Origin of the sequence: Massilia mucilaginosa (assembly GCF_011682145.1) — a bacterium.
GTDB lineage: Bacteria > Pseudomonadota > Gammaproteobacteria > Burkholderiales > Burkholderiaceae_D > Telluria_A > Telluria_A mucilaginosa.
This window is the reverse complement of record NZ_WHJH01000005.1, coordinates 215,870-238,632: the sequence shown is the minus strand read 5'-3', so window position 1 is coordinate 238,632 and position 22,763 is coordinate 215,870. Positions and strand designations below refer to the sequence as shown.

21 protein-coding genes are annotated in these 22,763 nt (G+C 64.2%); 12 read left to right on the top strand and 9 right to left on the bottom strand.

The genetic code is table 11. The features are described 5' to 3' along the window. Positions 1 to 4: 4 nt before the first annotated feature. Positions 5 to 3,121 carry an efflux RND transporter permease subunit gene (locus F2P45_RS07455; protein WP_166872209.1) on the top strand — a complete coding sequence of 1,039 codons (3,117 nt, stop codon included), beginning with the start codon at positions 5 to 7 and terminating at the stop codon, positions 3,119 to 3,121. 90 nt (positions 3,122 to 3,211) lie between these two features. Beyond that, positions 3,212 to 3,670, top strand: a complete 459-nt coding sequence (locus F2P45_RS07450) for a nuclear transport factor 2 family protein (protein ID WP_166872206.1) — start codon at positions 3,212 to 3,214, stop codon at positions 3,668 to 3,670. A gap of 104 nt (positions 3,671 to 3,774) precedes the next feature. On the opposite strand, the gene F2P45_RS07445 is transcribed toward F2P45_RS07450, so the two are convergent. The 6 genes from F2P45_RS07445 to F2P45_RS07420 form a co-directional block, all read right to left on the bottom strand. After that, positions 3,775 to 3,939 carry a hypothetical protein gene (locus F2P45_RS07445; protein ID WP_166872202.1) on the bottom strand — a complete coding sequence of 55 codons (165 nt, stop codon included), beginning with the start codon at positions 3,937 to 3,939 and terminating at the stop codon, positions 3,775 to 3,777. 77 nt (positions 3,940 to 4,016) lie between these two features. Further along, on the bottom strand, positions 4,017 to 4,922 hold the full coding sequence (gene xerD, locus F2P45_RS07440; protein ID WP_166872199.1) for a site-specific tyrosine recombinase XerD: 906 nt from the start codon (positions 4,920 to 4,922) through the stop codon (positions 4,017 to 4,019). Continuing rightward, positions 4,895 to 5,416, bottom strand: a complete 522-nt coding sequence (locus tag F2P45_RS07435; RefSeq protein ID WP_166872196.1) for a methylated-DNA--[protein]-cysteine S-methyltransferase — start codon at positions 5,414 to 5,416, stop codon at positions 4,895 to 4,897. Before F2P45_RS07435 ends, xerD begins: the two co-directional genes overlap by 28 nt. Positions 5,417 to 5,732: 316 nt before the next feature. Continuing rightward, positions 5,733 to 7,013: a TRAP transporter large permease gene (locus F2P45_RS07430; RefSeq protein ID WP_166872194.1), complete on the bottom strand. Its 1,281-nt coding sequence runs from the start codon at positions 7,011 to 7,013 to the stop codon at positions 5,733 to 5,735. Beyond that, on the bottom strand, positions 7,010 to 7,579 hold the full coding sequence (locus tag F2P45_RS07425; protein ID WP_166872191.1) for a TRAP transporter small permease: 570 nt from the start codon (positions 7,577 to 7,579) through the stop codon (positions 7,010 to 7,012). Before F2P45_RS07425 ends, F2P45_RS07430 begins: the two co-directional genes overlap by 4 nt. Positions 7,580 to 7,679: 100 nt before the next feature. Further along, positions 7,680 to 8,672, bottom strand: a complete 993-nt coding sequence (locus tag F2P45_RS07420) for a TRAP transporter substrate-binding protein (protein ID WP_166872188.1) — start codon at positions 8,670 to 8,672, stop codon at positions 7,680 to 7,682. Positions 8,673 to 8,797: 125 nt separating this feature from the next. Here F2P45_RS07420 and F2P45_RS07415 point away from each other — a divergent pair, with 125 nt between their 5' ends. The 4 genes from F2P45_RS07415 (at position 8,798) to F2P45_RS07400 (ending at position 12,391) form a co-directional block, all read left to right on the top strand. Continuing rightward, complete coding sequence (locus F2P45_RS07415; protein ID WP_166872186.1) at positions 8,798 to 10,786, top strand: sensor histidine kinase; 1,989 nt, start codon at positions 8,798 to 8,800, stop codon at positions 10,784 to 10,786. A 26-nt stretch (positions 10,787 to 10,812) separates the two neighbouring features. Next, positions 10,813 to 11,397: a response regulator transcription factor gene (locus tag F2P45_RS07410; protein ID WP_166872183.1), complete on the top strand. Its 585-nt coding sequence runs from the start codon at positions 10,813 to 10,815 to the stop codon at positions 11,395 to 11,397. 118 nt (positions 11,398 to 11,515) lie between these two features. Then, positions 11,516 to 11,983 (top strand): DUF2061 domain-containing protein, encoded by a 468-nt coding sequence (locus F2P45_RS07405; RefSeq protein WP_166872181.1) that lies wholly within the window; start codon positions 11,516 to 11,518, stop codon positions 11,981 to 11,983. Between the two features lie 33 nt (positions 11,984 to 12,016). Next, entirely contained in the window at positions 12,017 to 12,391 is a 375-nt protein-coding gene (locus F2P45_RS07400; RefSeq protein ID WP_166872178.1) for a DUF3052 family protein, read from the top strand. Positions 12,392 to 12,492: 101 nt separating this feature from the next. On the opposite strand, the gene queG is transcribed toward F2P45_RS07400, so the two are convergent. Beyond that, complete coding sequence (gene queG / locus F2P45_RS07395) at positions 12,493 to 13,590, bottom strand: tRNA epoxyqueuosine(34) reductase QueG (protein ID WP_166872175.1); 1,098 nt, start codon at positions 13,588 to 13,590, stop codon at positions 12,493 to 12,495. A 55-nt stretch (positions 13,591 to 13,645) separates the two neighbouring features. On the opposite strand from queG, the gene tsaE reads away from it, so the two are divergent. The 3 genes from tsaE to F2P45_RS07380 are packed head-to-tail and all read left to right on the top strand — an operon-like array spanning position 13,646 to position 16,424. After that, positions 13,646 to 14,131: a tRNA (adenosine(37)-N6)-threonylcarbamoyltransferase complex ATPase subunit type 1 TsaE gene (gene tsaE / locus F2P45_RS07390; RefSeq protein ID WP_166872172.1), complete on the top strand. Its 486-nt coding sequence runs from the start codon at positions 13,646 to 13,648 to the stop codon at positions 14,129 to 14,131. Then, the gene (locus tag F2P45_RS07385; protein WP_166872159.1) at positions 14,095 to 15,618 is read left to right on the top strand and encodes an N-acetylmuramoyl-L-alanine amidase; all 1,524 of its coding nucleotides are present in this window, start codon (positions 14,095 to 14,097) and stop codon (positions 15,616 to 15,618) included. Before tsaE ends, F2P45_RS07385 begins: the two co-directional genes overlap by 37 nt. Further along, positions 15,615 to 16,424 (top strand): D-hexose-6-phosphate mutarotase, encoded by an 810-nt coding sequence (locus F2P45_RS07380; RefSeq protein WP_229504954.1) that lies wholly within the window; start codon positions 15,615 to 15,617, stop codon positions 16,422 to 16,424. Before F2P45_RS07385 ends, F2P45_RS07380 begins: the two co-directional genes overlap by 4 nt. Before the next feature lie 3 nt (positions 16,425 to 16,427). Here F2P45_RS07380 and F2P45_RS07375 read toward each other — a convergent pair whose 3' ends face one another. Both F2P45_RS07375 and F2P45_RS07370 read right to left on the bottom strand, forming a co-directional pair. Then, a complete protein-coding gene (locus F2P45_RS07375; protein WP_166872156.1) occupies positions 16,428 to 17,483 on the bottom strand; it encodes a carbonic anhydrase in 1,056 nt (351 codons plus the stop codon). Positions 17,484 to 17,593: 110 nt separating this feature from the next. Continuing rightward, complete coding sequence (locus tag F2P45_RS07370) at positions 17,594 to 18,238, bottom strand: VTT domain-containing protein (RefSeq protein WP_166872154.1); 645 nt, start codon at positions 18,236 to 18,238, stop codon at positions 17,594 to 17,596. A 183-nt stretch (positions 18,239 to 18,421) separates the two neighbouring features. Here F2P45_RS07370 and F2P45_RS07365 point away from each other — a divergent pair, with 183 nt between their 5' ends. The 3 genes from F2P45_RS07365 to F2P45_RS07355 all read left to right on the top strand — a co-directional run bounded on the left by F2P45_RS07365 (position 18,422) and on the right by F2P45_RS07355 (position 22,747). Continuing rightward, positions 18,422 to 19,354, top strand: coding sequence for a peptidylprolyl isomerase (locus tag F2P45_RS07365; protein ID WP_166872151.1), 933 nt, complete (start codon positions 18,422 to 18,424; stop codon positions 19,352 to 19,354). A gap of 301 nt (positions 19,355 to 19,655) precedes the next feature. Next, positions 19,656 to 21,524, top strand: a complete 1,869-nt coding sequence (gene mutL, locus F2P45_RS07360; protein WP_166872148.1) for a DNA mismatch repair endonuclease MutL — start codon at positions 19,656 to 19,658, stop codon at positions 21,522 to 21,524. After that, positions 21,521 to 22,747: a multidrug effflux MFS transporter gene (locus F2P45_RS07355; RefSeq protein ID WP_166872143.1), complete on the top strand. Its 1,227-nt coding sequence runs from the start codon at positions 21,521 to 21,523 to the stop codon at positions 22,745 to 22,747. The genes mutL and F2P45_RS07355 overlap by 4 nt, the downstream gene beginning before the upstream one ends. Positions 22,748 to 22,763: the final 16 nt, after the last annotated feature.

Here is a 22,763-nt window from a genome sequence, read left to right as displayed (position 1 = left end):
CGCCATGTGGATCACAACAACCAGTATCAAGAATCCGGTGTTCGCCACCATGGTGATGGTGGCGCTGGTGGTGCTCGGCGTGTTCTCGTACCGCGGCCTGGGCCTGGAAAGCATGCCCAACGTCTCGATTCCGTTCGCCTGGGTGCAGGTCAACTACCCCGGCGCCTCGCCCGAACAGGTGGAAAACGACGTCACCCGCCCGCTCGAAGAAGCCATCAACACCGTCAGCGGCGTCAAGAAAATCCGCAGCAATTCCTGGGAGGGCCGGGCCGGCGTGCAGGTCGAATTCCACCTGTCGACCAACATGGACAAGGCCATGACCGACATGCGCGACAAGATCGGCCTGGCGCGCCCCGGCTTTCCGAAGGAAGCCAAGGAACCGTTCATCGTCCGTGAAGAAGGCGACAACAGCCGCGCCATCGTCGAACTGTCGCTGATGTCCGACACGCGCAACCTGCGCGAACTGTCGACCCTGACCGAGCAGGTCATCAGCAAGCGCCTGCAGGGCGTGGCCGGCGTGGGCCAGGTGCGCGTGCACGGCACCACCAACCGCCAGATCCTGGTGCACATCCGGCCCGACGGCCTGACCAGCCAGAACATCGGCGTCGACGAAGTGCTGCGCGCGATCCAGAGCACCAACACCAATCTGCCGGCCGGGAATATCGCTTACGGCGCGGCCGAGCGCCTGGTGCGCATCGAAGGCAAGATCAAGGATGCGCGCGGTTTCAACAAGATCATCGTGGCGCGCCGCGCCAGCGGCCCGGTGTACCTCGACCAGGTGGCCGACGTGATCGACGGCGAGCAGGAAGAAACCTCGATCTCGCGCATCAACGGCAAGCGCGCCATCACGCTCGAAGTGACCAAGGTCCAGGATGCCAACGTGGTCGAAGTGGGCACCGCCATCAAACAGGCCATCACCGCCCTCGGCACCACCCTGCCGGCCGATATCCACCTCAAGATCATCGAAGACCAGTCCGACCGCGTGCAAAAGCAGCTCGACAACGTCAAGCGCACCATCATCGAAGGCGCCGTGCTGACCATGCTGATCGTGTTCCTGTTCCTGCACTCGTGGCGCAGCACGATCATCACCGGGTTGACGTTGCCGATTTCGGTGCTGGCCAGCTTCATCGCCATGAAGTTCTTCGGCTTCACGCTCAACTTCCTCACCCTGATGGCGCTGTCGCTGTGCATCGGCCTGCTGATCGACGACGCCATCGTGGTGCGCGAAAACATCGTGCGCCACCTCGGCATGGGCAAGAGCCACACCCAGGCCGCCAACGACGGCACCAACGAAATCGGGCTGGCGGTGATGGCCACCACCTTTGCGATCGTGGCCGTGTTCGTGCCGGTCGCTTTCATGGAAGGCATCATCGGGCGCTTCTTCCTGCAGTTCGGGATCACGGTGGCGGTGGCGGTGATGGTGTCGCTGTTCGTCAGCTTCACGCTCGACCCGATGCTCTCGTCGGTGTGGCGCGATCCGGTCAAGGACCGCTTCAAGTACGTGCCGTGGCTGGGGCGCGGCATGGAGAAGATCGAGCACGGCATCGAACGCCTGCACGTCTGGTACGGCCAGGTGCTGGAACTGGCGCTGCGCTGGCGCAAAGCCACGCTGGCGCTGGCGCTGGCCCTGTTCGTCGGCAGCATGGCCCTGATGCCGATGATCGGCGGCGAGATGTTCCCCGAAACCGACGACGGCTACATCCACATGCAGTTCAAGGCCCCGGTCGGATCGAGCCTGGAATACACCGACCAGAAGATGCAGCAGGTCGAAGCGGCGCTCAAGGAATTCAAGGAAATCGACAGCGCCATCACCACCGTCGGCACCGACAACGGCCGCCACACGGCCCAGATGAACCTGAAACTGACCGATGTGAACCAGACAAAGCGCCGCTCGCAGAAGGAAGTCGAACGCCTGATCCGCGCGCGCCTCGAACCGATCGCCGGGATCACCATGTCGGTCGGCTGGAAGCCGATCTTCATCGCGATCCTGGGCCAGGATGAAGCCAAGCTGGACGCCGTGGCGCAGCAGCTGATGGACAAGATGCGCGCCATCAAAGGCATCGCCGACCTGGAATACAGCCAGGAAGGCGCCAACCCGGCCACCATCGTCAAGATCAACAACGAGCTGGCCAGCGACCTGGGACTGTCGACCCAGCAGATCGGGCTGGCGCTGCGGCCTTTCGTGGCGGGCGACCAGATCAGCCGCTGGCTGGCGCCGGACGGGCAGAACTACGATGTCAACGTGCAACTGCCCAAATCGGGGCGCCAGAAGGTGGCCGACCTGGCCGACCTGTCGGTGGCGTCGACCAAGCGCGATGCCGAAGGCAATCCGGTGATGGTGCCGCTGCGCCAGGTGGTCGAATTCGTGCCCTCGACCAGCCCGCAGGTGCTCAAGCGCCAGGCGCTGGAACGGCGCGTGGCGATCTACGCCAGCGCCGAAGGGCGTCCCACCGGCGACGTCGACGGCGACGTCAAGCTGGCCATGAAGAGCATCGTCCTGCCCGACGGCGTGCGTTTCGATGTCGGCGGCGACGCCGAGCAAATGGCCGAAACCATGGGGGCGGCCGGCGCGGCGCTGGGGATCGCGGTGATCTTCATCTACCTGGTGCTGGCCTCGCAGTTCGGCAGCTTCCTGCAGCCGATCGCGATCATGGTGTCCTTGCCGCTGTCGATGATCGGGGTGCTGATTGCCCTGCTGGTGACGGGCAGCACCTTGAATATCTTCTCGGTGATCGGGATCGTGATGCTGATGGGACTGGTGACCAAGAACGCGATCTTGCTGGTCGACTTTACCAACCACGGCCAGCGCGAGGGCAAGAACCAGCACGATGCGATCCTGGAAGCGGGCCAGGTGCGCCTGCGTCCGATTTTGATGACGACCCTGGCGATGATCTTCGGGATGCTGCCGATGGCGATCGGCATGGGCGACGGCGGCGAATCGCAGGCGCCGATGGGACGCGCGGTGATCGGCGGGGTGATTACCTCAACCTTGCTGACCCTGGTGGTGGTGCCGGTGGCGTACACCTACCTGGACAGCCTGGGCAAGCGCGCGGCGCGCTGGTTCAAGGGAAGCGACAAGGATCAGGATCACGAGGAGGAAAAGATCGCTGTCGGCGCCTGACCGCCCTGATGTCCAAGGAGCACAAACTGCATGGGAACGGCTGGTCTGTTCCCGTGCTCAAGTCAAGTCACTGACCACTGAAGGGTATCCATGCAACGCTCTTTACTGTTTCTGTTATGCGCCGTGGCGCCGTTGATGGCGCAGGCGGGCGACGCCACCGATAATCAGTTGATCGAACGCGCAGTGCGCGACTACATCGAGTCGCAACACAAGGCCGATCCGGCGCGCATGGAACGCGGCCTCGATCCCAAACTCGCCAAGCGCACCTACTGGCAGGCGGCCGACGGTTCCGAATTCATCATGCATACCGACTACGACACGATGGTCAAGGTGGCGCGGACCTACAACAAGGACGGCGGCAAGTTCCCGGCCCAGCCACGGGTGGACATCAAGATCCTCGATGTCGACCAGCGCGTGGCAACCGTCAAGCTGAGCGCTGACGAGTGGATCGACTACATGCATCTGTATAAGAACCAGCGCAGCGAGTGGAAGATCGTCAATGTGCTGTGGCAGTACCATGACACGGCACGCCAGGTGAACAAAAAGTAGGGTTGCCGGCCGCTCGCCGGCCCGATGCGCCGGCGGGCAATCCCGGCGCCAGGCTGGCGCGGCTTGCCTGCGCCAGCGGCCGGGATGCTCAGTTGCCGAGTTGCCTATTCCGGCTTCGCTTCCTCGGCGTCATCCTCGTCCGGCGTCTCATTGTCTTCACCGCCAGGCGTGGTCTTGGCTTCAAGCTTGCGCTTGGCCTTCTCGTCCGCCTTTTTCTTTTTTTCTAATTCCCTCTGCCGCTTTTCGTACTGGAAATTAGTTTTAGCCATGGATCACCTCTTGGGTTATAAAAGAAAGGGGGGTAGTAAAACAGCATTATGACCCAGTTATGCGTTCGGCATTTGAATTAACCACGTGGGTGATGCTCGGCATGCAGTCGCTTCATGCGCTCGCGCGCAACATGCGTGTAAATTTGTGTAGTCGAAATATCCGCGTGTCCCAGCAGAAGTTGCACAACGCGCAAGTCGGCCCCGTGATTGAGCAAGTGCGTGGCGAAGGCATGGCGCAGGGTGTGCGGCGACAAGGGCGCCGTGATCCCCGCCGTGCCCGCATGCTTTTTGATCAATATCCAGAACATCTGGCGCGTCATCGGCCCGCCGCGCCCGGTCACGAACAGCGCATCGTCCATCTGGCCGTTCAGGATGAGCCCACGCGCGTCTTTCAGGTAGCGTTCGATCCACTGGCGCGCTTCCTGGCCAAACGGCACCAGCCGCGTTTTACTGCCCTTGCCGGTGATGCGCAGCACCCCATCGTTCAGGCTCAGCTCCATCATCTTGAGCGTCACCAGCTCCGACACCCGCAGCCCGCTCGCATACATCACTTCCAGCATGGTGCGCTCGCGCAGTCCCAGCGGCGTACTCACGTCGGGCGCCTGCAGCAAGGCTTCCACCTGCGCTTCGGTCAGGGTATGCACGAAACGCTGCGGCTGCTTGGCCGAGGCCATCCGCAGGCAGGGATCGACGGTCACCTCCTTGTTGCGCAGCGCCAGCTGGTAAAAGCGCTTGAGCACGGACAGGCGCCGGTTGGCCGTGCTCGGCTTGGACTCGGCATGGCGGTCGGAAAAATACGCTTCCAGCTCGGGCGCGCCGACCGCGTGCAGGCTGGCGCAAGCCGGGCGCGTCACTTCCAGCCAGCGCGCGAACAGGCGCAGGTCGCGCCGGTAGGCGTCGATCGAATTCCTGGCCAAGCCTTGCTCGAGCCACAGCTGGTCGCAGAAGGCGTCGATCAGTTGAAGATTGACTGCTGTTGCCATGGTGCCTTGCCCGCCCCTTCATGCGCGAGCAGCCAGCGCTTGACGCTCAGGTGGAAACCATTTTCATCGTCATGGTTCGAAAAGCCGCCCAGCCCGCCGGCGGCGGTGACCCGGTGGCACGGAATGATGATCGGAAACCAGTTGGCACCGCAGGCCTGCCCCACCGCGCGCGGGGCCGAGCCGATGTGCTTGGCGACCTGGCCGTAGGTCCGCACCGTGCCGCGCGGGATCGCGGAAATCGCGTCCCACACCTTGCGCTGGAACACGCTGCCGGCGTCCAGCAGCGGCAAGGTGAAGCGGAAATCGGGGTCGAGCAGGTACTGTGCGACTTGCTGCGCAGCCAGTTCGGCGACCGGGTCCGTCGCCTCTTTCTCACCAAAATGGGGCGGCAGGTAAACCAGTTCGCGCACGCGCCCGGCGTCGGTGCGGATGCCGACCGCACCGAAGGGCGCCGCCACGATGGCCGAAAAAATGTTCTCTGCTTGATTGTTCATACACGAGAGTATAGGCCCGGACGGCGCCAAACCGGTCCGCCGCCGTTTCGCACGGACGAAAAAAAACGCACCTCGCGGTGCGTTCCAAATTTTGTTCACGTTCCCGGCTGTTTGGTCGTGCCAACAGCATTCTGTAAAACGCGTGTCTCCTCGATATTTCTCCGGTATGGACTACCGTTTCTTCTATCTTCCCACTCCCCCAACCTGCAATCCGTTCGCCCCCATCCGCACCAGTATGGTGCTGGATCGGTGCCCATCATAACTTATTTGATTTAAGAAAATGTGGCTTTTTTTTCACGGTGGGGGAAAATATATTTCACTTGTAAATTAAATTTGGCAGCCACAGCGAGATCTGTGGTACGTACGTCACCACCACCAGGAAGGCCAGCATCGTCAGCAGCCACGGCATCACCGCCACTGTCAGTTCCGAGATGCCCATCTTGGTAATGCCCGAGGCCACGTACAGGTTCAGCCCGACCGGCGGATGGCACATGCCGACTTCCATGTTGACGATGATCAGGATGCCGAAGTGGACCGGATCGATGCCCAGTTTCATCGCCACCGGGAACAGGATCGGCGCCATGATCAGGACGATCGAGGACGGTTCCATCACGTTGCCGGCCAGCAGCAGCAAGATGTTCACCACCAGCAGGAAACTGATCACGCCCAGGCCCTGGTCGGTAATCCAGGCCGCCATCGCTTGCGGAATGCCTTCGCTGGTCATCAGGAACGAGAACAGCATCGCATTGGTGATGATGTACAGCAGCATGGCCGACATCGACGCCGAATCGAGCAGCACCTTGGCGACCTGCTTGAGCTTCAAATCCTTGTAGACGAACACGGCGATGATGAAGGCGTACACCGCCGCCATCGCGGCCGCTTCGGTCGGGGTGAACTTGCCCGAATAAATCCCGCCCATCACGATGACGATCAGCAGCAGGCCCCAGGCGCTCTTGCGGAAGGCGTGCCAGCGCTCGCTCCAGCTCGCCTTCGGCATGCGCGGATAGTTATGCTTGCGCGCCAGGTACCAGGTGGTCAGGCCCAGCAGGCTGGCCAGCATCAGGCCCGGCACCACGCCGGCCATGAACAGCTGGCCAACCGAGGTGTTGGTGGTGACCGAATACATCACCATCACGATCGATGGCGGAATCAGGATCCCGAGCGCGCCCGAGGTGGTGATCACGCCGGCGCCGAAGCCGCGCGGATAGCCCTGGCGCACCATGGCCGGCAGGATGATCGAGCCGATCGCCACCACCGTGGCCGGGCTGGAACCGGATACCGCCGCGAACAGCGCGCAGGCGACCACGCCGCCGAGCGCCAGGCCGCCGTGCCAGTGACCGACCATCGCCGTGGCGAAGTTGATCATGCGCCGCGCCACCCCGCCGTGCGTGAGGAAATTGCCCGCCAAAATGAAGAACGGAATCGCCATGATCTCGAACTTCTCGATGCCGGTGAACAGTTTCAGCGCCACCGACTGGATCGGCACGTCGGTCATGGTGAACAGGAAAGTGAGGACCGTCAGGCCGAGCGAGATCGAAATCGGCATGCCCGTGAGCATCAGAACGATCAGCAGGCCGAAGATGATGAGGGCGTTCATGCGGCACCGCCTTTCGCTGCGGCGATCTCGTCTTCGAGACCTTCCACGTGGCCATGGTCATGCTTGGGCAATTCGCCGGTGCGCACGAAGTGCACGGCGACCTGGATGAAGCGGAAGCACATCAGGTAGGAACCGAGCGGCACGGCCAGGTACACCAGCCACATCGGCACTTCGAGGTCGGACGAGGTCTGGTCGGTCTGCGCCATGTGCCACACGAAATTGGCGCCCAGGGTGCCGACGATGGCGGTAAACGTCGCCCCGGCCAGCAGGCCGAAGACGATGAACTTGTTGCGCCATGGGGTGTCCAGGCGGTTGATGATCACATCGATGCCGACGTGGATGCCGGTGCGCACGCCGTAGGCGGCGCCGAACTTGGCCATCCACACGAACATGTAGATGCACAGCTCCTGGGCCCAGCTCGTGTTAATGGTAATGAGCCAGTCCTGCAGGCCGGGAATCGGCAGGCCGGACAGATAGCGGTGGACCACCGCGACGAACACAACGAGCGTGGCTGCGCCCATCAGGCTCGCAATGATCCACTCTTCCAGATGGTCGAGAAATTTCATATCGAATCCTATGTTGAAACTGTAAATCGAGGAAAGGGGAATGGGGAAATGCATGAAGGCGGGCACTGCATGGCGCAGCGCCCGCCGGGGAACTGCGTGTTTACTTCGCGGCTGCGGCGGTCTTGTTGATCGTGGCGATCAGCTCGGCGCCGATGCGGCTTTCCATCTGTTTATGCACTGGCAGCAGCATCTTGCGCCATTCGGCCTGTTCGGCCGCGGTTGGGGTGTAGATGGCGGTCTTGCCGGTTTTCTTGATCGCTTCCAGCGCCATGTCGTTATCGCGCTGGGCGATGGCTTTTTCGAACGTGGTGGCCTCGCGCATGGCCGTCGTCAGGCTGGTGCGGATATCGGCCGGCAAGCCATCCCAGAACTTCTTGTTGACGATCACCGCATAGCCCAGGTAACCGTGGTTCGACAGGGTCACGTGCTTTTGCACTTCGTGCATTTTCTGGGTGTACATATTCGATGGCGGATTTTCGGTGCCGTCGACCACGCCGGTCTGCAGCGCCTGGTACACCTCGGAGAAGGCCAGCACCTGCGGGTTGGCGCCCAGTGCGCGCATCTGCGCGTCGAGCACCTTGGACGACTGGATGCGCAGCTTCTGGCCACGGAAATCGGCAGGCACGCGCAACTGCTTGTTGGCCGACATCACCTTGAAGCCGTTATCCCAGTACGCCAGGCCGGTAATGCCCTTCGGCTCGAGCTTTTGCAGCAGGCTCTTGCCGATCGGGCCTTCGGTCACGCTGTACAGCGCGGCCTTGGTCGGGAAAATGTAAGGCAGATCAAACGCTTCGAATTCTTTCACGCCCAGCGGACCGAATTTGGCCAGCGACGGGGCCAGCATCTGCACCGCGCCCAGTTGCAAGGCTTCGAGCTCTTCCTTGTCCTTGTACAGCTGGCTGTTCGGGTAGACTTCCACCTTGACGCGGCCTTTGGTGGCTTTCTCGGCCAGCTCCTTGAAGCGTTCGGCGGCCTGCCCTTTCGGTGTGTCGGTTGCCACAACATGGCTGAATTTGATCACGATCGGCGCTTGCGCCCACGCACTGAAACTAACCGTTGCGGCGAGCGCGACGACGAGCGATTTAATCTGCATACTTGTCTCCTTGTTAATGATAACCAACATTTCTTGACTGCAAGGCAGTCTGCCGACCACCATTCTGCACTGCAACTGTGGATAACCACAATAGCCATGAGACATAAAAACGGACACTTTGGGCGATGAATTCCTCATCTACACGCAGCCGTCCCCGTATCGTCCTCGGCGGCCCCTGGCGCTGGCTGTTGCCGGTGTTTCTGGTACTGTTGTTTTTGGCGGTGCTGTTCTGGCTGCCGTGGCAGGCGCGCCAGATGGAAACCACCGAGCGCCAGGAACAATTAATTGCCGACACCCTGTGGGTCGAACAAACTATTCGTTTCGAATTGACCCGCAACGAAGAAGCGCTGGCAGCGCTCGGCGCCGAAGTGGCCGGGGGCAAGCTGGACGAGGCGGCGCTGCGGGCGCGCCTGGCCCAGATGTTGAAACTCAGCCACGAGCTGGAGCAGGTGCGCTGGTTCGATCCCGGCCTGCGCCTGCAAGCGGCCAGCGCGGCGCCGGGCGCGCCCTCGCTGCGCGCGCCCGCGCAAGATACGGCCGAGATGGCGCGCGCCGGCCGGGTCGGCCGCTACGCCGAACCGTACCCGGGCGCGGCGCCCGGCCAGCGCCTGCTCGACTACCACCTGCCGCTGTTTCGCGACGGCGCCTACGTGGGCAGCCTGGTGGCCACGGTCGACCTCAAGATCCTGCTCGACGAAACCGTGCCCTGGTGGTTCGCGCAGGACAACGCCATTTCCCTGGTCGACCGCGACGACAGCGTGCTGGCCAAGCGCGCCGCCGCCGGTCCCGGGCGCGGCGTGTACACCCACAAGCGCGCACTCGACCTGGCCGGCGCCACGGTCATGCTGGCCACCGACAGCGTCAAGAGCGAACCGCGCCTGCTGCCCAACCTGCTGGTCGGCTCGGTGGTGCTGCTGGCCCTCGGCCTCCTGATCAGCCTGATGGCGCTGTGGCGCCACATCGCGCGCCGCCTGGCGGCCGAAGGCGCGCTGCGCCAGCAGATGGCGTTTCGCACCGCCATGGAAAATTCGCTGGTCACCGGCCTGCGCGCGCGCGACCTGGAAGGGCGCGTCACCTACGTCAACCCGGCGTTTTGCCGGATGGTCGGCTTGCCGCCCGAGGAACTGCTGGGCAAGGCGCCGCCCATGCCCTACTGGGCGCCGGAAGCGATGGCGGTCTACCAGCAGCGCTTCGCCTCGGTGCTGGCGGGCGAAGCGACCCAGCAGTTCGAAACCATCTTCCAGCGCAGCGACGGCGTGCGCGTGCCGGTGCTCATTTTTGAAGCACCGCTGGTCGACAGCGACGGCCGCCAGACCGGCTGGATGAGCTCGATTCTCGATATCTCCGACCTGAAACGGGTGGAAGAACTGAACCGCCAACAACAGGAAAAGTTGCAGGCCAGCGCGCGCCTGGCCACCATGGGCGAGATTTCCTCGATGCTGGCGCACGAACTGAACCAGCCGCTGGCGGCGATTGCCAGCTACACCACCGGCGCCCTGAACGTACTGGGACGGGCGCGCGACCAAGGACAAAGCGTCGACGCCGGCCTGCTGCGGCCGGCGCTGGAACAGGCCAGCCTGCAAGCCCAGCGCGCCGGCCAGATCATCCGCAGCGTGCACGAGTTCGTCAAAAAGCGCGAACCGCAGCGCCAGCGGATCGGCGTGCAGGCGCTGGTCGACGGCATCCACGCCCTGATCGAACTACAGGCGCGCAAGTTTTACGTGCTGGTCGAGACCAGCATCGCGCCCGACCTGCCGTGCGTGAGCGCCGACCGCATGATGCTCGAACAAGTCTTGCTCAACCTGACACGCAACGGCATCGAAGCCATGCAAGACATCGCCCCCGGACGGCGCCTGCTGCGCATCGCCGCCACCTGCGAGCAGGGCCAGGTGTGCGTGGCCGTGATCGACCAGGGCCACGGGATTGCGCCGGACGTGGCCGAACGCCTGTTTTCGCCGTTTTTCTCGACCAAGGCCGAAGGCATGGGGATGGGCTTGTCGGTGTGCCGCAGCGCCGTCGAATTTCACGGCGGCAGCCTGAAACACGCCGCCAATCCGGACGGCGGCACCATCTTCAGCTTCAGCTTGCCGGCGCAAGCGGCGCCGCTGGGGTAGACTACGCGAAAAACCGGAGACTCCCCATGTTGCATATCGTCGATGACGAGGACGTCCTGCGCGACTCCCTCCTCTGGCTGGCGCGCTCGCGCGGCATTGAAGCCTGCGGGCACGCCAGCGCCCAACTTTTCCTGGACCAGGCCGCGGCCCGCTTCGACGCCCAGGGCGACTGCCTGCTGCTCGACGTGCGCATGCCCGACCTGAACGGCGTGGCCGTGTTCGACCAGCTGGTCGCGCGCGGCTTGACCGCGCGCCTGCCGGTCATCTTCCTCACCGGCCACGGCGACGTGCCGATGGCGGTCGACAGCCTGAAACGCGGCGCCTTCGACTTCTTCGAAAAACCGTTCGACGGCAACCGCCTGATGGACCGGGTGGAAGAAGCGCTGGCCGTGTCGCGCCAGGCCGGCGCCAGTGCCCTGGTGCAGGCGCGCCTGGCCAGCCTGTCGGCGCGCGAACGCGAAGTGCTCGACCTGATCCTGGCAGGCAAGATGAACAAGGTCGTCGCCGACCAGCTCGGCATCAGCATGCGCACGGTGGAAGTGCACCGCGCCCACATTTTCGACAAGATGCAGGTCAAAACCGCGGTCGAACTGGCCGGCTTGCTGAAATAGACGGCAGCGGCGCGCCGGGCATAGCCTCAGGCTATCGGATCGAGATACACAAACAACTGTCCTTTCCAAATGCGAACGATTATCATTTACCGATCAAACACGCATTGGAAGGGTCGCCATGGTCAGGACCGCCGCAAAAACCACCAGCCGGATCGCCACCCACATGGGGATCGCCTTCGCGCTGACCTGGCTGATGACCGGCTCGGCCGCGCTGGGCGGGCTGGCCGCCGTGATCGAGCCCATCATCAACGTGGCCCTGCTGCCGCTCCACGAAAAAGCCTGGCACGCGCTCGCCAGGCTGGCGCGCACGGCACGCGGGCGGATCCTGGCGCTGGCACTGGAAAAGCTCAGCCAGACCGGCCTGCACATCGCGGTGGCGTTCGGCGTGATGGCCTGGGCCAGCGGCTCGCTTGCCTTTGGCGGCCTGGCCGCGCTGATCGAACCGGTGCTCAACGTCATCGTCCTGCCCTTCCACGACCGCCTGTGGGACCGCTTCGGCAAAGGTGTCCGTAAAGAAATCGAACAACATAATCAAAATGAAAATGAACGCAATGGTGCGTACCAGGGTCAAACACTGGTAGCATAATTTCGCTTCCTAATTCAATCTGGGTACTATCCGATGAGTGAAAAAACGATAGCCGACAAGATGTACCTGAAGACGGCCAGGTCGCTGGCGGTCTTCAATGGCGGGGTCCATCCGGCCATGATGGAACAGTTGCCGAAGAGCTTGATCAACGAGGAAGAAGGGCCGGCGGACGTGGTGCTGGTATTCGCGCTGAACCAGGCTGAGCTCGAGAAATGGTTCCCCGCCGCATTGCAGCGGCTGGGCGAGAAAGGCTCCTTGTGGGTGGCCTACCTCAAGCCGAGCGCGCCCAAGGCCACCGACCTGAGCAGGGATAGCATCTTTGCCTGGGCCAAGGAACACGGCGTGACGGGCGTGGCGATGGTGTCGATGGACAGCGACTGGTCGGCGGTGAGGTTGAAGCGCTTGTAGGAATTGGTGTCCAAAGCGTGCATCGCGCATTTCTTTCCACTAACTTCGCTCCGTCGTTCCCGCGAAGGCGGGAACGACGGAGCGAAGGGTAACGGTACGCGTCAACCCTTATCATGCCGCCCCAGCGCCCACGCCACATGCTCGCGCACCATGGGCGAGTCGTGGTCGGCGCGCGCCTGCAAGGCCGCCACGATAAGCGCATCGCCCTTGCGTCCCTCGGCCGCATTGCCCAATCCCACCGCCAGATTGCGCAGCCAGCGCTCGTGCCCGATGCGCCGGATCGGGCTGCCTTCCATCCTGCGCCCGAACTCCTCCTCGCTCCAGCCGAACAAACTGACCATGTCCGCGCTCCCGAGCGCATTGCGTTCATCAAAATCCGGCACCACCGCCCTTTGCGCGAACTTATTCCACGGGCACGCTGTCTGACAATCGTCGCAGCCGTACACCCGGTTGCCGATCAGCGGGCGCAGCTCTTCCGGGATGCTGTTTTTCAACTCAATGGTCAGGTACGAAATGCAGCGGCGCGCATCGAGCCGCCCCGGCCCCAGAATCGCCTGGGTCGGGCACGCCGTGATGCACGCACTGCACTGGCCGCAGTGGGCGCTGGCCGGCGCATCGACCGGCAGCGCCACGTCCACCAGGATTTCGCCAATGAAAAACATCGAGCCCGCATCGCGATTCAGGATCAAGGTGTGCTTGCCGCGCCAGCCGATCCCGGCTTTTTCGGCCAGCGGCAGCTCCATCACCGGCGCCGAATCGGTAAACACTCTAAAACCCAGCTGCCCGGTCTCGCGCTCGATGCGCTCGGCCAGCTGCTGCAGGCGGCTGCGCAGCACCTTATGGTAGTCGCGGCCGCGCGCATAGATCGAAATGACGGCCGCGCCCGGATCGCGCAGGCGCGCCGCCTCGCGCTCGCGCCAGTCGTCGGGCGTGGCGGGCGGCAAATAGTCCATGCGCGCACTGATGACCCGCACCGTGCCCGGCACCAGCTCGGCCGGGCGGGCGCGCTTCATGCCATGGCTGGCCATGTAATCCATCTCGCCATGGCGGCCGGCATCGAGCCAGGCTTGCAGGCCGGCTTCGGCGTGCGACAGGTCGGCATCGCTGATGCGCACCTCGCCAAAGCCGAGCTCGCGGCCCCATTGCTTGATGGACTGCGCCAAAGCGGACAGATCGGATTCGTTAGGGGAAGAAAGCATGCTGGGCGGGAGTACAATCGGAGACTGGCAAACATCACAGATCACATTCTATTCCATGCAGCACTTCAAAGCCCACCTCCATGACGAAGCCGGCACCGCCGCCCTGGGCGCCGCACTGGCGCGCGCGCTGCTGCCGGGGCTGTCCATCCACCTGCACGGCGACCTCGGCGCCGGCAAGACCGCCCTCACCCGCTCGCTGCTGCACGCGGCCGGGCACGCCGGCACCGTCAAGAGCCCGACCTACACCCTGTCCGAGCCCTACCGCATCGAACTCGGCGGACGCACGGTCAATGTCATCCATTTCGACCTGTACCGGATGGCCAGTCCCGAAGAATTCCTGGATGCCGGTTTCCGCGAAGAATTTAACGGCGACAACATTTGCATTGTCGAATGGCCCGAAAAAGCCGATCCGGTGCTGCCGCCGCCCGACTTGCGTGTATTCCTTCACGTTGCCGGGCTCGGCCGTGATGTAGAATTGCAAGCGTTGTCCGACCTGGGTTTGCTATGCCTCGACCGCCTTACATTCGCACCAAACCTTTGATTCCGGGAGCAGTCACCCGGCGCACCATCCTGAAAGCTGGCGGTACCCTGCTGCTTTCCGTATTTCCCGTCCTGCCCGCCAGCGCCGCGCAAATTCTCGCGGTGCGCGTCTGGCCGGCTGCCGACTACACCCGCGTCACGCTCGAAAACGACAGCGACCTCAAAGTCACGCACTTCACCGTGCCCGACCCGCAGCGCCTCGTGGTCGACATCGAAGGGCTCGAACTCAATCCGACCCTGAAAGGCCTGGTCGCCAAGATCCAGTCGGGCGACCCGTACATCAAGCAGGTGCGCGTGGGCCAGAACCGGCCCAACGTGGTGCGCCTGGTGTTCGACCTCAAAGAAGAAATCAAGCCGCAGGTGTTTACGCTCGCGCCGGTGGGCAGCTACAAGCACCGCCTGATTTTCGACCTGTATCCGGTCAAGGCGGTCGACCCGATCGCGGTGATGATCGAAAAAGGCGAGTGGTCGCGCGCCGATGCGCCGGCCGGCAACCCGGAACTGCCGGCGCCCGCGCCCAAGCCGCCGGTCGCCGCAACGCCGCCACCGGTTGTCGCGACGCCGCCGGCCACCACGCCAGCGCTGCCGCCGGTGGCCACGCCGCCGGTGGTGGTGGTGGTGCCGCCCGCGCAGCAGCCGGCGCCCTTGCCGCCGGCCGGCCCGGTACTGGCCCAGCCAGCCGTGCCGGCGCCCAAAGCGGAGCTTCCCGAGCCGGCCCCGATCCGTCCCGAGCCGCCGCGCGTGACCGCGCAAAAAAATGACAAGGGCGGCAAGGTGGTGCGCATGATGACCATCGCGCTCGACCCCGGCCACGGTGGCGAAGACCCGGGCGCGATCGGCTCGGCCGGCACGCGCGAAAAAGACATCGTGCTGGCGATTGCCAAGCGGCTCAAGTTCAAGCTGGAAGAGCAGCCCAACATGCGCGTCATGCTCACCCGCGACGGCGACTACTTCGTGCCGCTCGGCGTGCGCGTCGAAAAAGCGCGCAAGGTGCAGGCCGACCTGTTCGTGTCGATCCACGCCGACGCCTTCATGCTGCCGACCGCGCGCGGCTCGTCGGTGTTCGTGCTGTCCGAAAAAGGCGCCACCTCCACCGCCGCGCGCTGGCTCGCCAACAAGGAAAACCTGGCCGACGCCATCGGCGGCGTGAACATCCAGAGCCACGACAAGCAGATCGCCAGCGTGCTGCTGGACCTGTCGACGACGGCCCAGATCAACGACTCCATGAAGCTCGGCAAAGCGGTGCTGGGCGAAATCAGCGGCATCGCGCGCCTGCACAAAGGCTCGGTCGAACAGGCCGGCTTTGCGGTGCTCAAAGCGCCCGATATCCCCTCGATCCTGATCGAGACGGCCTTCATTTCGAATCCCGAAGAAGAAGCCAAGCTGCGCGACAACGGCTACCAGGACCAGATCGCAGCCGCCATCACCAAGGGCATCAAGCGCTATTTCGCGGCCAATCCGCCGCTGGCCAAGGGCCGCCAGACATGACTGAATCCATGAACACCATCGAGATGGTCGACTACGGCCAACTGCCGGCCGTGCGCATCCGCGGCGCCGACGGCGCCCAGGCCATCGTCACCTTGTACGGCGCGCACCTGGTGTCGTGGCAGGGCGCCGATGGCGCCGAACGGCTGTTCTGCAGCGCCGCGTCCAGACTTGACGGCAGCCGCGCGATTCGCGGCGGCGTGCCGCTGATCTTTCCCCAGTTCGCCGAACGCGGCACCGGCATGCGCCACGGCTTTGCGCGCGTGGCCACCTGGCGTTTGCAAGAAACCGGCGCCGGCTTTGCCGTGTTCGCACTGGAACACAGCGACCTGCCCGCGGCGCTGGCGCAAGCCTGGCCGCACGGCTTCGCCTTGCGCTTGCGGGTGGAAGTGAACGGCGGCGCGCTGGCGCTGGCATTCGAGGTGACCAACACGGGCGCCGATGCGTTTGCGTTTTCGGCCGCGCTGCACAGCTACTTTTTGGTCAGCGAACTGGCGCGCGTGCGCATCGGCGGCGTGCAGGAAGGGGCGCTACAGATCGACGACAAGTTCGACACCATCTATCGCGGCGTCAAAAGCGCCATCACCCTCGCCGACGGCGGCGCCACCCTGCGCCTTGCGCAAAGCGGCTTTACCGACGCGGTGGTGTGGAACCCGGGTGCGCTCGACGCGGCCGCGCTGGCCGACATGGAAGAGGCCGAGTACCGGCGCTTCGTGTGCATCGAACCGGCCCTGATCGCGCCGCTGACCCTGGCCCCGGGCGCCGCCTGGCGCGGCGCGCACACGGTCAGCATCGACACCGCCTCATAAAACCTAGTTCGACTCCTTGATCATCCGTCCCGAGCTGGCCTGCACCGGCCGGGCGTTGAGCGGATACATGCGCGAGAACAGCGCCATCTGGGCCGGCGAGGCCTGCATCGGCTGTTTCATCACCAGCCACAGCACGCCCTCGTTGCAGGGCGGCGTGGTCATCGACCCCATGAACGTGAAATAGTCGCGGCGCTGCGGCAGCATCTCGGCCACGTCCAGCACCACGTTGGGACTGACCACATCGAGCTTTTCCAGCGGCAGGTTGTTCCACACCGTCTGGATCATATTGTTCCCCTTGCCGCGTTCGAGCAGCACCGCCAGCATCGCCAGGCGCCCTTCCGGATCCTTGTGCAGCATGTGCACCACCATCTCGAAGCCCTTGCCGTTGACGCGCTCTTCGGACGGGCGATGGAAGTGGAACTGAATCAGCTCGTACGAGCGGTTCTGCACCGTGAGAAAATTGCCGCCGCCGACATTCACCTGCACGGTGTGGCCGTTATCGACCACATTGAAACCGGACGGCTTGTAATCGAAACTGATCTGTTCGAGGTCGACCTTCATGCCATCGCGCAGGTCGATCGGCGACTGGCGCGTGCCGGTCCCGCATTTGGTCCAGGCGGCGTTGATCTTGCCCCAGTTGGCCGGGCCGGTCTCGCCCTCGTACGACCAGGTATCGCTGTGGATGGGGCGCGCCGGCGGCGGCTGGGTGATCGCGGCGACGGCTTCGCGCCGCGTCACGGAGGCCTTTTTGGCCTTGGCGGCAGCAGCCAGGCGGGCTGCCTGGTTGGCGCGCATGAGGGCCAGGCGCGCCGCGATCTTGGCCGACAGCTCGGCTTCGGCATCCGCTTCGCTCAGGGCCTGGGCGGCAGCGGCCTTGGCCGACGGCGCGGCCGGCTTGGGCGTATCGAGCGCCGCCAGCTTGACCGGCTCGGCCTTGGACGCGCCAGGCTTGGCCGACGAAGGGGCGGCGGGGGCCGTCTTGGCGGCTGCGGGAGGATCGTTGGCGCTTGCCGTCGAGATGGCCAGACTGCAAGCAAAGAAGGCGATCAGGTTGCGCATGATGTTCCAGAAAGTTAGAAATACAGTCTGGTTATCGGCACCTGTCTCGTGAAACTTGAGTCCACGAAGCAACATCGGCGCGAAAATGTCGCGCCGATGGGGGGAACTGCTTAACGGCTGAGCATCTTGCGGCTGACTTTATACAAACCGCCGAGTGCCAGCGGGATGACCGCCGCGCCCACGCCGATCATCACGATGATGGTCAGGTTATCGCGCACGATTGGCAAGTTGCCGAAGAAATATCCGGCAGTCACGAGGCTGACCACCCACAGGATTGCGCCGGCAAAGTTATAGAACTGGAACCGCGCATGGGTCATGTCCGACACGCCCGCCACGAACGGCGCGAAGGTGCGCACCACCGGCACGAAGCGCGCCAGGATGATGGTCTTGCCGCCGTGTTTTTCAAAGAAATCGTGGGTGCGGTGCAGCGCATCCTTGTTGATCCAGCGGTAATTATGGGTGAACACGCGCTGGCCGATTTTTTCGCCGATCCAGTAATTGACTGTATTGCCGGTGACCGCCGCCGTGATCAGAAGGGCCATCAGGATCCATGGATCGAGCTGGCCGGTGGCGCAGGCCGCACCCGCAATGAATAGAAGAGTATCGCCAGGAAAGAAGAACAACACGACCAGGCCGGTTTCGCAGAACACGATGGCAAACAGGACGGCGTAAACATAGACACCATATTGGGCCAGCAACACCCCCAGCGTCTTATCGACATGCAAAATCATGTCGAAGAATTGCATCAGATCCATAGATATCCTAAAAGGTAGCGCCGCATAATAACATCACTCGGACCGAAAATTTGTATCCGCCACAGGGGGTTCCGCAAGAAAATTTGCGCTGAGTCAGAAGTTTCCTGACTAGCTATCTTGCGGTTTACAATTGTGTCGAGCGGCGCACGACGCCATGCTAGCCAACCGACCTGGAGACAACAGATGGAAGTACAACACCGGATAAACAAGGCCAGCATTGTGGCGGCCGTGCTTGCAGGCAGCCTGGCCTTGCCCGCGCACAGCGCCGGGGCGGCCAGGGAACTGCCCTCCAAGCCCACCGTGGCCGACGTGATCAAGGATTCCAAGCCAACGGACTGGCGCGCGCTCGACCCCGAGAATACCCTGTATATGGAGGTGCCCGGCGGACGGGTGGTGATCGAACTGGCGCCCGGATTTGCTCCACGACACGCCGTGAACATCAAAATGCTAGCCCGCGAAAACTATTTCGATGGCCTGGCGATCATCCGCTCGCAAGACAACTGGGTAGTGCAATGGGGCGATGCGGACGAAAAGAACCCGCGTCCGATGAAAACCGCCAAGGCCACCCTGCCTGGCGAATTCACGGTCCCGATGAAAAACGACAGCCGCTTCACGCGCCTGCCCGACCGCGACGGCTACGCGCGCCAGGTCGGGCACTCGAACGGCTTCCCGTCGGCGCGCGACCCCAGGACCGGGCAAGCCTGGCTGACCCACTGCTACGGCATGGTCGGTGTCGGGCGCGACAATGGCGCCGACAGCGGCGGCGGCTCCTCGCTGTACGTGGTGATCGGGCACGCCCCGCGCCACCTGGACCGCAACATCACCGTGGTCGGGCGGGTCGTCGCCGGCATGCCGCTGCTGTCGACCCTGCCGCGCGGACCGGCGCCGATGGGTTTCTACGAAAAGAAGGAGCAGCACGTCCCGATCGCCTCGTTCAAAGTGGCGGCCGATGTGCCGGAGGCCGAGCGCAGCAAATTCGAAGTGATGCGCACCGACAGCGCCGCCTACAAAGCGGCGGTCGAAGCCCAGCGCAACCGCGGCGGCCCCTGGACCAAAGTCGCCGCCGGCCACGTCGACCTCTGCAACGCCCCCATCCCCGTGCGCGAACAGCAATAACTCCCCAACCGGGGTCAGAGCTCTGACTAGCATTTTTTTCAACCGGTCAACCGGGGTCAGAGCTCTGACTCGAAACTTTTCAGTTGCGAAACTGGGCACCGATGTCAGTTTTGCAGCATCTGCGCCACAATTCGCCAGTCAGTCTTACAAATATCTTCAATCAGGGTCTGTTCACAGTTTCCCGGCTCCGGGTTTCACAATATTTCGATTTAGAGCTCTGACTCCGGTTGTAGGGTTGTAGGAATCTGGGAAGTTGGGGGCGCGCTGCGGCATTCGCGGGCGCTGGGGATATAATTCGCGCATGAATGCTCCTATTTCCGCGCACCGCCCGATCCAGGCACTCCCAGACCAGCTGATTTCGCAAATTGCCGCCGGCGAGGTGGTCGAGCGGCCGTCCGCCGTGGTCAAGGAGCTGCTCGAAAACGCGCTCGACGCCGGCGCCACCCAGATCACCGTGCGCCTGGAAGAGGGCGGCGTGAAACGCATCGCCATTACCGATAACGGCCGCGGCATTGCCCCCGAGCAGTTGCCGCTCGCCCTGGCCCGCCACGCCACCTCGAAAATCGCGTCCCTGACCGACCTGGAAAACGTGGCCACCCTCGGCTTTCGCGGCGAGGCACTCGCTTCCATCGCGGCCGTGGCCGCCGTCTCGGTCACCTCGCGCACGGCCGATTCCCCGCATGCCTGGGAAATCGTCGGCTCGCATCACGGCACCGTCGCGCCCTCGTCCGGCGCGCACGGCACCACGATCGATGTCCAGGACCTGTACTTCAATACCCCGGCGCGGCGCAAATTCCTGAAATCGGAACAGACCGAATACGGCCATTGCGCGGAAGTGGTGCGCCGCATCGCCCTGGCGCGTCCGGACGTGGCTTTTTCGCTGTCGCATAACGGCCGCACCATCGATCACTGGAACGTGAGCGAGATGGCGCGCCGCAGCGCCCATATCCTCGGCAACGACTTCGCCGAGGCGCGCCTGGCCATCGATGAAAGCGCCGGCCCCCTGCGCGTGCACGGCTACGCCGGCCTGCCGACCGCCTCCAAGGCGCGCGCCGACGGCCAGTTTTTCTATGTGAACGGGCGCTACGTGCGCGACAAGCTGCTGGTGCACGCGGTGCGCGCCGCCTACCAGGACGTGCTGCACGGCGACCGCTTTCCGTCCTATGTGCTGGCGCTCGACCTCGACCCGGCCCTGGTCGACGTCAACGTGCATCCGTCGAAAATCGAAGTGCGCTTCCGCGACAGCCGCGCGGTTCACCAGTTTGTCTTCCACGCGGTCCAGCGCGCGCTCGCCAAAACCTCGGCCACGGACCACGGCAGCGTGCCGGCGCCGCAGATGGCCGCCGAAGTGGGCGGCACATCGTCGTGGCGCCGCGAGCATGAGCAGACCAGTTTCGGCGCCCAGCTCTCGGCCACCTATTCGCCCTCGCCCTACCCGCCCGGCAGCCGCTACGACGGCCCCGGCGTGGCGCAGAGCATGGACAGCTACGGCGCACTGTTCGCCGGCGCCTCGAACGCGGCCAGCGCCCCGGTCACGCCCTACACCGCGCCGGCGCAGACGACGTCGAACGACGAATACCCGCTCGGCTTCGCCCTGGCCCAGCTGCACGGTATCTATATCCTGGCCCAGAACACCAAGGGCCTGGTGCTGGTCGACATGCACGCCGCGCACGAACGCATCTTGTACGAGCAGCTGAAAAACGCGCTCGACGCGCAGGTCGGCGGCCAGGAGATGCAGGTGCAGGCGCTCCTGATCCCGGTCACCTTTTTCGCCGACGCGGTCGAAGTGGGCACCGCACAGGAAAACCGCGACACCTTGCAGGCGCTCGGCTTCGACATCGCCGCGCTCTCGCCCACCACCCTGGCGGTGCGCTCGGTGCCGGCCCTGCTCAAGAACGCCGACGCCCAGACGCTGGCGCGCGACGTGCTGCGCGATGTGCGCGAATTCGGCGGCTCGCGCGTGCTGATCGAGCGCCGCAACGAACTGCTCGGCACCCTGGCGTGCCACACCGCGGTGCGCGCTAACCGCATCCTGAACCAGCCCGAAATGAACGCCCTGCTGCGCCAGATGGAAAGCACCGAACGCGCCGACCAGTGCAATCACGGACGCCCGACCTGGGTGCAGCTCGACATCTCCTCGCTCGACAAGCTGTTCCTGCGCGGTCAATGACGATGCGCCAGCCCGACACCATCGCTCCGCTGGCGCCGTACGCGCACGCCCCTGTTCTTCTGCTGATCATCGGCCTGCTGATGCTGCAGCCCCTGTCCACCGACTTGTACCTGGCCTCGCTCCCCAGCCTGGCCAGCGGCTTCGGCGCGCCCGCCGCCACCGTGCAACTGACCTTGTCGATGTTCGTGATCGGCTTCGGTGGCGCGCAGCTGATCGTCGGCCCGCTGTCGGACCGCTTCGGACGCCGCCCGGTGCTGATCTGGGGCCTGTCCTTGTACGTGGTGGCGAGCCTGCTGTGCGCGGCCGCGCCCGATATCACCTTGCTGATCGTGGCGCGCTTCCTGCAGGCGCTGGGCTGCTGCTCGGGCGTGATCGTCGCGCGCGCGATCGTGCGCGACGCCTACCCGCCGGCCGACAGCGTGCGCGTGATCGCGCGCGCCAGCTCCTGGATTTCGCTCGCGCCGCTGACCGGGCCGATTCTCGGCTCCTACCTGCAGGTGGCCTTCGGCTGGCGCGCCGCCTTCGTGGCGCTGTCGGTCCTGTCGGTACTGCTGCTGGCGGCGGTGGTGCTGCGCCTGCCCGAGACGAACATGCATAAAAACCCCAGGGCGACCGAGTGGAGCGGCCTCGCGCAAAACTACCGGCTGGTGCTCGGTTCGCGCAAATTCTGGGCTCACGCACTGCCCGGCGCACTGTCGTTCGGATCGATCTTCGCCTTCATTTCCGGTTCCTCGCTGGTGCTGATCCGCGTGCTGGGCGTGCCGACCGAGTGGTTCGGCTACTGCTTCGCGATTGGCGTATCGGGCTACCTGGCCGGCACCATCGTGTGCCGCCGCCTGCTGCCCTTGTTCGGCGCGGCCGTCACGCTGCGCATCGGCAGCACCGCCTCGCTGGCCGCCGGCGCCGCGTTCCTGGCCGCCGTCGGCGCGGGACTGGCGCATTGGAGCGTGGTGGTGCTGGCCCTGTTCATGACGATGGGCGCGCATGGCGTCAATTTTCCGGTGTCGCAATCGGGTTCGGTCACTCCCTTCCCGCAGCAGGCCGGCACCGCCGCCGGTTTGATGGGCGCCCTGTATATGTGCGTCGCGTTCGCGGTCGGCAGCGTGGTCGGCGCGAGCTTCGACGGCACGCTGTATCCGCTGGCGCTGGTCTCGTGCGCGCTCGGCCTGGCCGTATTCGCGTCGGTGCGCCTGACCGCCACGCCACTGGGAGTCACGCAATGAAACCGAGGGTCACGCC

Excerpts from the sequence above, each read along its gene's own strand:
- F2P45_RS07435 (WP_166872196.1), bottom strand. The coding sequence starts at position 5,416 with ATGAACAATCAAGCAGAGAACATTTTTTCGGCCATCGTGGCGGCGCCC.
- F2P45_RS07415 (WP_166872186.1), top strand. The coding sequence starts at position 8,798 with ATGAATTCCTCATCTACACGCAGCCGTCCCCGTATCGTCCTCGGCGGC.
- F2P45_RS07445 (WP_166872202.1), bottom strand. The coding sequence starts at position 3,939 with ATGGCTAAAACTAATTTCCAGTACGAAAAGCGGCAGAGGGAATTAGAA.
- F2P45_RS07400 (WP_166872178.1), top strand. The coding sequence starts at position 12,017 with ATGAGTGAAAAAACGATAGCCGACAAGATGTACCTGAAGACGGCCAGG.
- queG (WP_166872175.1), bottom strand. The coding sequence starts at position 13,590 with ATGCTTTCTTCCCCTAACGAATCCGATCTGTCCGCTTTGGCGCAGTCC.
- F2P45_RS07365 (WP_166872151.1), top strand. The coding sequence starts at position 18,422 with ATGGAAGTACAACACCGGATAAACAAGGCCAGCATTGTGGCGGCCGTG.
- mutL (WP_166872148.1), top strand. The coding sequence starts at position 19,656 with ATGAATGCTCCTATTTCCGCGCACCGCCCGATCCAGGCACTCCCAGAC.
- F2P45_RS07430 (WP_166872194.1), bottom strand. The coding sequence starts at position 7,013 with ATGAACGCCCTCATCATCTTCGGCCTGCTGATCGTTCTGATGCTCACG.
- xerD (WP_166872199.1), bottom strand. The coding sequence starts at position 4,922 with ATGGCAACAGCAGTCAATCTTCAACTGATCGACGCCTTCTGCGACCAG.
- F2P45_RS07425 (WP_166872191.1), bottom strand. The coding sequence starts at position 7,579 with ATGAAATTTCTCGACCATCTGGAAGAGTGGATCATTGCGAGCCTGATG.
- F2P45_RS07455 (WP_166872209.1), top strand. The coding sequence starts at position 5 with ATGTGGATCACAACAACCAGTATCAAGAATCCGGTGTTCGCCACCATG.
- F2P45_RS07450 (WP_166872206.1), top strand. The coding sequence starts at position 3,212 with ATGCAACGCTCTTTACTGTTTCTGTTATGCGCCGTGGCGCCGTTGATG.
- F2P45_RS07410 (WP_166872183.1), top strand. The coding sequence starts at position 10,813 with ATGTTGCATATCGTCGATGACGAGGACGTCCTGCGCGACTCCCTCCTC.
- F2P45_RS07370 (WP_166872154.1), bottom strand. The coding sequence starts at position 18,238 with ATGGATCTGATGCAATTCTTCGACATGATTTTGCATGTCGATAAGACG.
- F2P45_RS07380 (WP_229504954.1), top strand. The coding sequence starts at position 15,615 with ATGACTGAATCCATGAACACCATCGAGATGGTCGACTACGGCCAACTG.
- tsaE (WP_166872172.1), top strand. The coding sequence starts at position 13,646 with ATGCAGCACTTCAAAGCCCACCTCCATGACGAAGCCGGCACCGCCGCC.
- F2P45_RS07375 (WP_166872156.1), bottom strand. The coding sequence starts at position 17,483 with ATGCGCAACCTGATCGCCTTCTTTGCTTGCAGTCTGGCCATCTCGACG.
- F2P45_RS07355 (WP_166872143.1), top strand. The coding sequence starts at position 21,521 with ATGACGATGCGCCAGCCCGACACCATCGCTCCGCTGGCGCCGTACGCG.
- F2P45_RS07420 (WP_166872188.1), bottom strand. The coding sequence starts at position 8,672 with ATGCAGATTAAATCGCTCGTCGTCGCGCTCGCCGCAACGGTTAGTTTC.
- F2P45_RS07405 (WP_166872181.1), top strand. The coding sequence starts at position 11,516 with ATGGTCAGGACCGCCGCAAAAACCACCAGCCGGATCGCCACCCACATG.
- F2P45_RS07385 (WP_166872159.1), top strand. The coding sequence starts at position 14,095 with ATGCCTCGACCGCCTTACATTCGCACCAAACCTTTGATTCCGGGAGCA.